Here is a 12,923-nt window from a genome sequence, read left to right as displayed (position 1 = left end):
GGAACTATGAGAAAATTAACAGCAATGGTATTGGCGGGGATAATGGCCTGTTCTTTTTTAAGCGGCTGCGGCGGCTCTAAATCTGCAACGCCCCAGAGCACTGCAAAAGCGGCAGAAGAGCCGGCTGCTTCCGGGGATATGCCGAAAGTTTCGGCTACGCTTGCGATTATGCTTGCTCCGGATCATCCGCAGTGCATAAGCGCACAAAATGTATTGGCAAAAGAAGTTTCAGAAGCGACGAACGGAAACTTTACAATCGATGTCCAGACCAATGGTGCGCTTGGCTCTGATGCTGAAACAGTAGAAGCTACGATCATGGGCACGATGTATATGACAGGAACTTCTGCGGCAACTCTGGCAACGGTAGATCCCAACTGGTATATTCTGGACATCCCGTATGTATTTACCTCGAAGGAACAGGCCAGAGCCGCTCTGGATGGAAAACTGGGCGAGTATTTGTCAAAGAGTCTGGAAGAAACCTGCGGAATGATTTGTCTGGGATTCGGTGAGTCTGGAATGCGAAACCTGTCCAACAATTCCAAAGAAATTACTGCTCCCGCTGATTTATCCGGTATGAAAATCCGTGTACTGGAAAATAAATACCATCTGGATACGTTCCAGATATTAGGAGCCAACCCTACAGCGATGTCTTTCTCTGAAGTTTATACTGCTATGCAGACAAAGCAGATCGACGGTCAGGACAACCCTATTACAATTACAGCAACAAATAAATTCTATGAAGTACAGAAGTTCTACACCATGACAGAGCATATGTTCTGCGCAAACACTGTTACGGTCAACGCCGAATGGTTCTATTCCCTGCCGGAAGAGTATCAGAAAATCTTACGGAATGCGGTGGGAGATATGATTAAAGAACAGAGAAGGCTCATAGACGAGAATGAAAAGTCTTACATCGAGGAGATGGAGAAAAGCGGATGTAAGGTTACTGCTTTAACAGATGCTCAGAAACAGGAATTTGTAGATGCCACACAGAAAATAAGAGATGATTTCGCTGTTGAGTTCGGCGAGGCAGGAAAAACCATGTTGGAACTGGCAGCAGAATATCAAAAGTAAAGTCTAATGAAGCGTCAACAGATGACTTGATGATTGGAGGGGAGCGGAAATCAAACGCTCCTTTCTAATATGAAGGATAGTGAAGGTGAAGAGAATGAAAAAAGTATGGACATTCATAGACAAGCGCATGGAAGAGATGATCCTGGTTTTTGGGGTAATCGTCATGATTATCGTAATCTTTTTCCAGGTGGTAATGAGATATTTTTTTAACAGCTCCCTGGCCTGGTCGGAGGAACTGGCCAGATATGTGTTCATCTGGCAGGTATGGCTGGCAGTTCCTTACACGGTAATGAAAGGGCGCCATATCCGTCTGGAGCTGCTGCGTGATGTAGTAGGACCAAAGGCAAAATTCGTGCTGGATATGATTTTCTTTTTTGTCAGTGCAGCCTTTTTTAGCTTTTTAGCATATCAATCCGTTTCAGTAGTCCAGGGAATTCTGAAGATGAATCAGGTGACTCCGGTTATTCAATTTCCTAAATGGATATGTTACCTTTCTGTTTCGGTTGGCTGTGGTCTTGGGGCGGTTCGTTTTATTCAGTATGGCATTCTGAGGATTATGAGATTTATTAAAGATCCGAATGATACGGCAACGTTTCATTTAGAGCCGGAGGATTAAAAAGGCCATAATAGAGCGATTATGGACAGGAGGAGAGGGAGAATGGATTTTTTGATTTTATTTGGTGTTTTATTTGGCCTGTTGATACTGGGCGTTCCCATTGGAGTTTGCCTGGGCTGCGGTACTCTGGCCGTGATGATGTTAACGACTGATTTATCCCCTATGCTTTTAGCCCAGGCCTGCTTTACAGGTTTGGATTCATTTACACTGCTGTCAATTCCTTTCTTTGTGGTTGCGGGAAGTTTCATGATGTATGGAGGGATCTCCCGCAGGCTGCTGAACTTATTTAACGCCCTTATCGGTCATGTGACAGGCGGACTGGCGGATGTAACAACGATTTCCTGCATGTTTTTTGCCGCAATTTCAGGGTCGGGCCCAGCGACGGTGTCTGCCATTGGCTCCTTTATGATTCCTGAAATGGAGGAAAAAAATTATGATCCTGCATTTGCGGCTGCATTAACCGCATGCGCCGGAGCGATAGGCGTTATCATCCCACCCAGTATTCCTTTTATTCTGTATGCGGTTGCAGTGGGGTGCTCCGTTAGTGAACTCTTTCTTGCAGGAGTGGTGCCGGGCATACTGATAGGAATTCTGCTGATGGGAGTGAGTTATGTCATGGCCAGACGGAACGGATGGTATGGAAATGATCATAAAGCCAGCAGGAAAGAAGTGTGGAGTGCTTTTAAAGAATCAATTCTGGCGATCCTGTCTCCCGTTATTATTTTGGGAAGCATCTATGCCGGAATCTGTTCTCCAACAGAGGCGGCCGTTTCGGGTGTGGTATATTCTTTTGTTGTGGGAGCATTTGTTTATCGGGAACTTAAGTGGAAACACATTGTCAAATCTATGGTGGATGCAGTTCTTATCAGCGGTTCCACATTGTTTATGGTGGGTATTACCACTTCACTGGGACGCGTATTAACGTTGAAAGCGATTCCGGACAGGCTCTGTACGATGCTGACTTCATTTAGCGATAATCCCGTCATTATTATGTTTATGATTGCGGTACTGCTGCTGATTGTCGGATGCTTTATGGATAATATATCTGCTACAATCATTTTGGCCCCTATTTTACTTCCTACTGCCGTCCGGTGCGGTCTTTCCGTTGTACAGTTTGGAATTGTGATGACTATGCTGCTGGCAATAGGCTTTATTACACCGCCCTATGGTATCAACCTGTTTGTAGCGAATCAAATCAGTGGGGTTCCGTTGCTGCGCATTGCAAAACGTGCCGTACCGTTAATGCTGGCAATGTTGATTGCTACGATTTTCACGATGTTTATTCCGGGTATTTCTATGGGACTGGTGAATTTGATGGGATAATGTGACGGTCGGAGGGGAGCTGCTGTGAAAGAATATAAGATACCTTATTCAACTGAGAATATACCGATATTACTCCCTGAAGAACAAGTGGATTTTACCGGGGAACTTCAAAAAACGGAAGAAAATCTCAGTTGGAAAAAAGAACTTTTAGAGAAATTGGAACATCCTACAGCGGGGGCCGCTTTAAGTTCCCTGCTGGAGGAGAACCAGCATATCGTAATTTTAGTAGAAGATAATACGAGACATACACCAGTGAGGGATATTCTTCCGATTCTCTGCGATTATCTTACAAAGTATGGCTGTGGACTGGAGCAGCTTGAAATCCTCGTGGCTCCCGGAACTCACCGGATTTTAACAGAGGAGGAATTATGGGATAAGTTAGGAAGTTTTGTCATGACACATCTCAAAGTGAGCCAGCATGATTACCGGGATGAAACAGTATTGGAACAGTTGGAGGATGTGTATATCGGTGAAATGAAAATCCCGGTATATGTAAATCACATTGCTGTTTCGGCAGACCTGTTAATTGGCCTTGGAAACATTATTCCTCATCCAAATGCCGGCTATTCAGGGGGAGCAAAAATCCTGGATCCGGGATGTTGCGGCAGGACGACGGTGTCGGCCACTCATACGGCGGCGGCGCTGATGGGATACCTGCCGCTTGGAATGGAGGAAAATGCCTGCCGTGACAGTCTGGAACGGGTGGCAAAGGCAGTAGGGCTCGATTTTATTATCAATGTTGTCCTGAATGAAAAAAATCAGGTGGTAGATGTTGTGACCGGTGATTTTATACTGGCCCACCGTGCGGGGGCAAAACGGGCCAAAGAAGTATTTGGAGTGGCGGTTGAAAATCCTGTAGATATATTAATCAGCTGCTCTTATCCATATGATATCGACTTCTGGCAGTGTGAAAAAGCGTTGATAGCCGGTTTTTTTGCGGTAAAGCAGGGCGGAATCATTATATTGCCGGCTCCCTGCCTGGAAGGAGTGGTGCACAACCATGATGACCTTTTGGAATGGACGCAGATGAGCAGCAAAGAAGCGAAGAAGAAAATCCGGTTACTTGCCAACCAGGAGACAGATCAGGATTTAGTTGCCGCCGGTATTGCCTTGGGCGCACTGATGGTCCGCGATAAGGCCGACATCTATATTTACAGCACAGGATTAACTCAGGAAGAGATCGGAAAATTGGGTTATACAGGCTTTTCAAGCCTGCAGGAAGCAGTTGATGCCTCTCTGGCAGCGAGGCCGGGAGGAAGAATCGGAATACTGCCACGGGGCGGAGACTGCCTGCCCTATCTTGTATAATAAAAAACCTTAGTAACATTAAGCGGGAGGATTATGAACGTAATAGGAAAATCATATCCCATTCATGATGCGGTGGGAAAATCTGCTGGAAGCACTGTATATGCGGGCGATATACAATTGAAGGGGATGCTTTTCGCCGGACTTATCCTGAGCACAATCCCACATGGTTATGTAAAGGATATAGATTTCTCGGATGCTGAAAGAATGCCCGGTGTAGCCGGATGGCTAAGCTGCCTGTCAAACAGCGGGGCGCCTTTCTGCCGGTATCGCAATATAAAAGGGCAAAATACTCCGGATCAGGAATACGTGTGGAACCGGCACGTTCGTTTTGTAGGGGATCGCATAGGCTGTATATTAGCCACAAGCCGGGACGAGGCACGAAAGGCGGTTCAAAAAGTTAAGGTTTTTTATGAAGAATATCCTGCGGCGCTGACGGTAGAACAGAGTTTACATGGCTGCGGGGAAGGAATCCATGAAGAGGGCAGTGTTTCGGAAGAAATTCTGGTGGAAGAAGGAAAAATGCCTGTCGGAGAATGGACGAAAGTAGCGACACACAGCAGTCTGGCGCGAATCAATCATATGGCAATGGAACCGCATGTCTGCACTGCAGACTATAACCGCCATACCGGTATGTTGACAATATGGAGTCCCAGCCAGTCGGTTCATGGACTGCGTACGGTAATCGGGGATATATTTGGATTGCCTTACCATAAAGTCAGAGTGATTAAGACTACCATGGGTGGTTCATTTGGAGGGAAACAGGAGTGGATTACGGAACCGGCCGCGGCCGCGGCTGCTCTTTATATTCAGGGGCCGGTTCAGCTTACATTGAGCCGTGAAGAGGTCTTTAAGACAACGATAAACAGGGCTCCTATGGAACTCGAGGCGAGGGGTTACTTTGATGGGAAAGGCCGTTTAATAAGTTTTCAACTGGATAATACACTGGATGCCGGTGCCTATATGGGAAATTCGAAAGATTATTGTGGAGCAATGGCAAATAAATTCTTCCGCTGTTATAAATATCCCCATATGAAATATACGGGCCGGGCGGTGATTACCAATACTCCGGTATCAGGAGCTTTCCGGGGATGGACAAGTCCTGAACTGGCAATATGCCTCGAACATAATTTGAATATGGCGGCGAGACGTCTGAACGTAGACCCTTTAGAACTGCGTCTTATCAATGCTGCTGAATCGGGGGATATGGATATACGGCTTAGGGAAAGCCTGGGACCCATCCGTTTGAAAGAGTGTATAGAGCTGGGCAGGAACCGGTTTGGGTGGGATAAAAAAAGAGAAGAAGATAGATCATTCAATCGGGAAAGCAGGCGGTATCGCAGAGGAACCGCTATTGCATGCGGCGGCCATTTAAACGGGTATTATCCGCGTGTTAATGATTTCTGCGGAGTCGAAATGCGGATGACTGAGACGGGAAATGTATTGGTGAATGCATCACTTCATGATCACGGGTGCGGAACGGTCCAGGCATTTCGCATGATTGTGGCAGAGGTTTTATCGCTTTCTCCGGATATGGTGCAAATTGGAGAGGGGGACACGGCTATAACCCCCTTTGATTATGGATGCTATTCCAGCCGAAGTACGTACGTCATTGGAAAAGCAGCAATGGATTGCGCCGATCTTATAGCAGGGCGGCTGAAGCGGGTCGTATTCCGTCTGGAAGGCGTGCCGGAAGAACAGTTATTGATAGAAAACGGTGCGGTTCAATGGAAGGAGGGCAAGAAAAGCTGGCTCTTTTCCAGTGTTGTTCAGGCAAGCCATTCGAGACTGCAGGAAGAAATATTTGCAGCGAAACAGTATGTGAATATATCCAATCCAGGTGTCACGGGGGCTCATTTTGCCCATGTAGAAGTGGATCTTGGGACCGGTGATGTAGAGATTCTGGATTACCTGGCGGTTCATGATATTGGAAAAGCCATTAACCCTGAAATGTGCCGTGCCCAGGTGCAGGGAGCCGTTGCTATGGGAGCCGGGGCCGCCTTGAGAGAAGAGGTGACGGTCGGTGCAGATGGAAGAGTTTTGGGTTCCCTGCGGAAGTACCATCTTCTAAATATGCCGGAACTGCCGGAAATTCGGGTGGAATTCATTGAGGACGGGGGGACGGAAGGTCCCTTTGGCTGCAAATCCATTGGTGAGGTGTGTCATGTGCCTCCGACTGCAGCCATTATCGGTGCGGTGAATGAAGCACTTCAATCGGATCTTTGTCAAATTCCGTTAAATCAGGATCGCATTTGTGCGTGGCTGGAGGAGCGGTCAAAGGAGAAACTATGAGGCTGGATTTTTTTGTGAACGGTAAAGAAATCGTTCTGGATGTTGAACCGGAGAAGCGTTTAATTGATATATTGAGAGAGGATTTGGGACTCACAGGTACGAAAGAAGGCTGTGGGGAAGGAGAATGCGGGGCCTGCACCATAATTCTGGATGGAGAAGCAGTTCACGCCTGTCTCACAATGGCCATCCAGCTTGAAAACTGCCATGTGGTGACGATTGAGGGATTAGAACAAAACGGAGAATTGTCTACCCTGCAAAAGGCGTTTGTGGAGGAAACGGCAATACAGTGCGGATACTGCACTCCGGGCATGATTATGTCAACGAAGGCTCTTTTGTTGAAAAACCCTCATCCCGACGATGAAGCTATTCGGAAAGCCCTGGCGGGTAATCTTTGCCGCTGTTCCGGGTACAGCCAAATATTGAGGGCTGTAAAAAGGGCTGCCGGAGAGGGGGATGCACATGAATGCATATAGCCCAAAAAGTTTGGAAGAATTAACGCAGCTTTTGGAGCAGTTTTCCGGCAATGTGTTGTTTGTTGCAGGTGGAACAGATCTCATTATCCAGTTGAGACATACTGCCTATGAACCGGAAAATTTGGTTTATCTGGGACAAATACCGGAACTCAAGACGATAAAGAAATATGGGGAGAGATTATTGATCGGGGCGGCCTGTACGATGTCGTGGCTGTCGGAGCACCCCATGCTCTCCGGAGCTTATCGCGTTTTGGCAGAGGCAGCAGGCAGTGTGGGTTCCGTACAGGTAAGAAACAGGGCTACTATTGGAGGGAATATTGCGCATGCCTCTGCGGCAGCAGACATGGCAGCGCCTCTTCTATGCCTGAATGCAGATGCTGTTGTACTGCAAAGTGGGAGGAAATTAAAAATACCGGTTTCTGAGCTGATTGTAGGTAACGAAAAAACTATCTTAGGGGCAGGGGACGTGATTCTTGGATTTTTTCTGCCGTCTTATACCGGGCAGACGGTCAGCCATTATCATAAATTGGCATTTCGGAAGGAAATGTCCATTTCGCGTTTTGGAATTGCGGTGATGATACAATATGCGCAGGAAGCAGTAGAACAGGCGTCGGTCTGTATTGGGGCAATCGGTCCTAAAGCCGTCAGGATGCCGGAGGTGGAAGGGCTGATAATTGGTAAGCCGCTGACTGAATCGGCAATAGAAGAGGCTGGACAGCTGTTGAGCGATTATATTGGTGCCACGAGTGGAAGAAAGTATAAAATGTGGGCGGCCGGCAGTGTGATGGCGGATGCGCTTCGCCCTTTTATGAAACGGCAGCAGGGGAACGGTGCGGAGTGAGAAACAGAATCTATTTCAGGGCAGATAAGGAGAAAGTGGATTAAGGGTCTGGGAAACCGTTGTATATGGTATGTTCCTGCTACGAATTGCAGTTTCTTTATGGATAGACCTGGAAAAATATTGAAAAAGAGCGCCTGGTATACTGGACAGGCGTTCTTTTTAATAGTAAAATAATTTTAACTGTTTCAGTGCAAATTACTATAGATGGAAAGAGGAGCTATGCAGGGGCAAAGTGGATTTACAAGGAAAGAGCCAAAGACGAGTTTGGTGCAGATGGCTTATGAGGAAATTCGAAGATTAATCATAGAAGAAGAGTTAAACCCCGGCGAACTGCTTAGCGAAAACCAGCTCGCCGAGTATTTAAAAATGAGCAGAACCCCTGTGCGGGAGGCAATCAGACGCTTACAGGCAGAAGGAATAATGGAGTCCAAGCAGGGACTCGGAACCTTTTTAAGGCCGCTTACGCTTAAGGATGTAAAGAATATATATGAGGTGAGGATGGCTTTGGAGCTTATTGCCTGTGAAACTGCGATTGATCGAATCACGGATGATGAGATAAAAGCGGTCAGAGAGAGCCTAATTACCCTGCTTGAACGTGATAAAGCAGGAGAACCTATCGATCGGATGGAATTCAGTAAGCTGGATGGGCAGATTCACGATTTAATCGTGAAACGTTCTAATAACAGCTATATTAAGATTTTGATGGATCAGATTTATTTTCATGTGGATCGATACCGGATTATATCATTTCATGTGTCTTTGAATATGGAAGAGAGTACCAGACAGCATCTTGAACTTTTGGATTGTTTATATGACAGGGATTTGAAACGATTAAAAGAGCGTTTGAGTAAACATCTGGAATGGTCGCTCGATTTGATTTTAAAACATTTGGAGCTTTAAGAAATTATTATACATAGATGCCTAAAAATCCGGACTGTTTGCCAAATAGTCCGGATTTTTAGGCATTTGTTGTTTATTTCAGCAGTGAGCGGCTTCTATTTACTTGTCTCCAGATATTGGAATTGGTGCTTTATCTGATCCGATTTTATGAAAATAACGATGTCAAGCGGCAATCCTTCACGTCTTTTCCGCTTCCCGCGCCGCTTAAATTTGTCTAAAATAGACAAAGAAAAAAAGAAGGCAAGAGGATTGCACAGAAGCGGGAGTAAAAGTTTGTTGAGTTTTCACAAATTTGTTTTTAATTTAAACAATTCTACCAAATTTAAACGGAATCATCGGAATGAAGCGAATTTAATTTGACATTTTGAACACTTTTTTTGCTGTATATACAAAATGCTCAAAACGGGGAAATGATTTTGTGACATTTAAAACATGGTCTGGAAAACGAAGACATGGTAGGATAGATGCATACCGAATGAGAAAAGATATCGTGATGATGCAGTTGAAACAGGAGGAACAGGAAGAATGGCCAGTTTATCACTTAAGAACGTAACAAAAAAATATCCCAATGGCTTTGTAGCCGTTAAAGATTTTAACCTGGAAATAGCAGATAAAGAATTTATCATCTTTGTAGGACCTTCCGGCTGCGGTAAGTCTACGACACTTCGTATGATTGCCGGTCTGGAAGACATTACTTCGGGTGAACTTTATATTGATGGAAAACTGATGAATGATGTGGAGCCGAAGGACAGAGATATCGCCATGGTTTTCCAGAACTATGCGTTATATCCCCACATGACCGTATATGATAACATGGCTTTTGGCTTAAAGCTGAGAAAGATGCCGAAGGATGAGATCGACCGTCTGGTACAGGAAGCGGCAAAGATCCTGGATCTTTCCCACCTGCTGGACCGTAAGCCGAAAGCGCTCTCCGGCGGACAGAGACAGCGTGTGGCTATGGGACGCGCTATTGTGCGTAATCCAAAGGTCTTTTTGATGGACGAGCCGCTGTCCAACCTGGATGCCAAACTGAGGGGACAGATGCGTATTGAGATCTCAAAACTTCATCAGAGACTGGGAACGACCATCATTTACGTTACCCATGACCAGACAGAGGCCATGACGCTGGGAACCAGAATTGTCGTTATGAAAGACGGTGTCGTTCAGCAGGTGGATACGCCACAGAACCTTTACGACAAACCGGCCAACAAGTTCGTTGCAGGCTTTATCGGAGCTCCACAGATGAACCTTTTAGATTCCACCGTCGGCAAGTCCGGCTCCGACGTGACCCTGTCGTTTGCAGGCAATACCATCGTACTCCCGGCCGACAAGGGCAAAGCGCTGGAAGATGCGGGATATATCGGCAAGGAAGTGACCATGGGTATCCGTCCGGAAGATCTGCATGATGAGGAGGAAGCGGTTAAAGCGGCGGCAGGTTCCACGATCAAGGCACCGATCCGTGTATACGAGATGCTGGGCGCCGAAGTATTCCTGTACTTCGATGTGGATGAGAGCAGCTGTACGGCCAGAGTAAACCCAAGGACAACCGCACGTCCTGGCGACACGGTTGAATTTGCACTGGATATGGCGAAAGTACATATCTTTGATAAAGAAACAGAACAGGTGATTTTAAACTAGATATCGGATAAGGCCTTAAAAGAGCCGGAACGCGCAGCGGGGAGTATCTCCGCTTCGCGGGCCGGCTCTTTTTTGCGTGGGGATTTAACTGAGAAATGAGAACGCCGCCGGAACGGTCGGGGTTCGGGATGGTGAGGGGGATTATGAGTCTTCAGTCCCGGTTTGTAGGTTATCGCGGGTGGGAATCCGGGCAGAAAAAGTTCCTCCGGGAAACGCTTGCGCTCTTTGGAGTACATAACGGACACTAACCTCGAAAAAACCTCGGTAAGTGCCGATGAACTCCCAGGTTCCCTGCGGAATCTTTTTCTCCCGGATTCCCCACGGGAAGGTTATGACCCGGGACTGAAGACGCGAAGGTTGTCGCCATCCCGTACCCCGGCCTGCGGCCGCTGAATTGTTCTTATTCCTTCAAAGGGGGGAGGTATTGTCGCTGTCACTACATTTCTTCGAATTTCAGGAGAATGCCACCCTATATTGTCAAGTGATTTTCTGTATGGTATTCAATTGTGGTATTCAATTGATGAATCTGAGCTTTAGCATCTGACCTATCCTTAAATAACTATTGAATTTTTAATTCATCATTAATTTTAGCTTTGGATTTTTCTCTGAATCCAGCCCGAAATACCTCCAAAAAGTAAATCGTTCACGACTGCATAGTGGACGCAACAATACCTCCCTCCGCACTTGACGAAAGAGACAATCAGCCCCTGAAGCCGGCGGACGGGGCAACACGCTTCCCTGAGTCTTCAGTCCCGTCGACAACCTGCCCGGGGAAGGAAGGAGAAAACTTTCCGAAGGGAGACCTTGGAATCCGCCGGTGCTTGCTGAGGTTTCTCACGAAGCTAGCATCCGCTGCGCATTCCACAAGCGGGAGCGAGTCCCCGTAGGAATTTTTTCTCCTGGATTCCCCCTCACCACAACTTCCCGCCGGGACTGAAGACTCATCCATCCAACCCACTCCCCCGTCCGCCGTCTTACAGAGGCGTCCTCGCATCTCAATTAAATCTCTATTTTGTTTTATAGGCACGTTGACAAATTGATAAAAGGGGTGTATTTACCGTACAAAGAATTCGGGCGACAGATTCTGTTTTTTGACAGACCGTTAAAAAATGATCACACGCAGATATTTGCGGCCCGGCAGGACAGAACGTAAAAGGGAGGGTGGAAATGATAGAGGTGGACCTGGCCAGGAAATTTATTGAGCAGATTACACAGTATACGGACTACAACATAAATATTATGAACGAGCAGGGATATATCATTGCCAGCCGGGATCCGAAACGGATAGGGACATTCCATGAGATTGCCTATCATATTGTGACGGGGAAAGAGGACATGGTGGTGACGTCCGGAGAATATGACTATCCGGGAGTCCGGCGTGGAATCAATATGGTAATCAATATTGACGGGAAACGGGCGGGAGTGGTGGGAATTACGGGCGACCCGGAGGAAGTAAGGCCCGTTGCAATGATTACGAAGATGTCGATCGAGGCAATGCTCAAATATGAAAAGCAGCAGAACGAACTGCTGCGCAGACAGAACCGGAAAGAGCGGTTCCTGAGTCTTTTAATTCACGAGAAGTATGCCGAACCGGCAATGCTGCGAAGTGTGGCCCGTCAGCTGAATTATTCCGAGGAAATGATAAGGGTGCCAATCCTCTGCACACTGTCGGACGGACTTGCAGAGACGTTCCTGGAGACGGTTAAAAAGGGGAGCTGCCACAGCAAGGAGGACATCAGTTTTACGCTTGACCGGGAAAGGGCGCTGATATTTAAGACGGTGCAGGGAAACAGGAGGTATATGTTCTCGGAGTATAAGGAAATGGTGGCCGAGTATCTGCGTGATGCGCTCCGCCTGTTGCGCCAGCAGGGGGAAACATGCCGGTATTTCGTAGGATCTTTCCAGAACAGCTTCACCCAGTATTATTTTGGCTACCAGCATTGCAAATGGCTGGAGGAGACGGCGGACGCCGCGCTGGACTGCGTATTTTTCTATGACTTCTCCGGGATATACCTTCAGTCCGTCATGCCGATGAACGAACTTCAGAGGATGTTCCATGTGTTTGACAATGTCCTGGACAGTGATTTCCGCCAAAGCTATCTGGAAATCATAGGAGCGTTGATAAAGACAAACTGGAACCTGGTCGAAGCGGCCAGAGAGTTGTTCATGCACAAAAATACGCTTGTATACCGTTACAACAAACTCAAAGACCGTCTGGACGTCAACCCGATTGTGTCGTCATCGGACCGCTGTTTTGTGGAAGCGTTTTATGTTTATCTCATTAAAAAGAAATAATTTTGTGCTGTTGACACAAAAAAAGCCGGCAAATTCAGATTGTCGGCATTTTTAATAAATATAAGCAAAAATATATAATTGATATATAAAATTTAAATGAATCGGCAAAATTTCAGAGAACTGAGCCGATGGATGGGGAGGAATGCGGCACAGGAGAAAAGATGTA

The 12,923-nt window shown here is 46.7% G+C and carries 10 protein-coding genes; all 10 read left to right on the top strand.

What is annotated here, in order from left to right; translation table 11 throughout:
* Nucleotides 1-6: 6 nt before the first annotated feature.
* The 10 genes from V3C10_18920 (at nt 7) to V3C10_18875 (ending at nt 12,757) form a co-directional block, all read left to right on the top strand.
* A complete protein-coding gene (locus V3C10_18920) occupies nt 7-1,074 on the top strand; it encodes a TRAP transporter substrate-binding protein (protein WVP61357.1) in 1,068 nt (355 codons plus the stop codon).
* Between the two features lie 94 nt (nt 1,075-1,168).
* Nucleotides 1,169-1,690 carry a TRAP transporter small permease gene (locus V3C10_18915; GenBank protein WVP61356.1) on the top strand — a complete coding sequence of 174 codons (522 nt, stop codon included), beginning with the start codon at nt 1,169-1,171 and terminating at the stop codon, nt 1,688-1,690.
* 42 nt (nt 1,691-1,732) lie between these two features.
* Complete coding sequence (locus V3C10_18910) at nt 1,733-3,013, top strand: TRAP transporter large permease (GenBank protein WVP61355.1); 1,281 nt, start codon at nt 1,733-1,735, stop codon at nt 3,011-3,013.
* A gap of 24 nt (nt 3,014-3,037) precedes the next feature.
* On the top strand, nt 3,038-4,321 hold the full coding sequence (larA, locus tag V3C10_18905) for a nickel-dependent lactate racemase (GenBank protein WVP61354.1): 1,284 nt from the start codon (nt 3,038-3,040) through the stop codon (nt 4,319-4,321).
* Nucleotides 4,322-4,354: 33 nt separating this feature from the next.
* Nucleotides 4,355-6,610 (top strand): xanthine dehydrogenase family protein molybdopterin-binding subunit, encoded by a 2,256-nt coding sequence (locus V3C10_18900; protein ID WVP61353.1) that lies wholly within the window; start codon nt 4,355-4,357, stop codon nt 6,608-6,610.
* Nucleotides 6,607-7,083: a (2Fe-2S)-binding protein gene (locus tag V3C10_18895; GenBank protein WVP61352.1), complete on the top strand. Its 477-nt coding sequence runs from the start codon at nt 6,607-6,609 to the stop codon at nt 7,081-7,083. The genes V3C10_18900 and V3C10_18895 overlap by 4 nt, the downstream gene beginning before the upstream one ends.
* On the top strand, nt 7,070-7,924 hold the full coding sequence (locus V3C10_18890; protein ID WVP61351.1) for an FAD binding domain-containing protein: 855 nt from the start codon (nt 7,070-7,072) through the stop codon (nt 7,922-7,924). Before V3C10_18895 ends, V3C10_18890 begins: the two co-directional genes overlap by 14 nt.
* Nucleotides 7,925-8,143: 219 nt before the next feature.
* Nucleotides 8,144-8,824: a GntR family transcriptional regulator gene (locus tag V3C10_18885; GenBank protein ID WVP61350.1), complete on the top strand. Its 681-nt coding sequence runs from the start codon at nt 8,144-8,146 to the stop codon at nt 8,822-8,824.
* Nucleotides 8,825-9,349: 525 nt separating this feature from the next.
* Nucleotides 9,350-10,462 (top strand): sn-glycerol-3-phosphate ABC transporter ATP-binding protein UgpC, encoded by a 1,113-nt coding sequence (gene ugpC, locus V3C10_18880; protein ID WVP61349.1) that lies wholly within the window; start codon nt 9,350-9,352, stop codon nt 10,460-10,462.
* Between the two features lie 1,167 nt (nt 10,463-11,629).
* A complete protein-coding gene (locus tag V3C10_18875) occupies nt 11,630-12,757 on the top strand; it encodes a sugar diacid recognition domain-containing protein (GenBank protein WVP61348.1) in 1,128 nt (375 codons plus the stop codon).
* Nucleotides 12,758-12,923 lie beyond the last annotated feature (166 nt).

This window comes from [Clostridium] symbiosum, from assembly GCA_036419695.1.
GTDB classification, from domain to species: Bacteria; Bacillota; Clostridia; order Lachnospirales; family Lachnospiraceae; genus Otoolea; species Otoolea symbiosa_A.
This window is presented reverse-complemented; position numbering and strand designations above follow the sequence as displayed.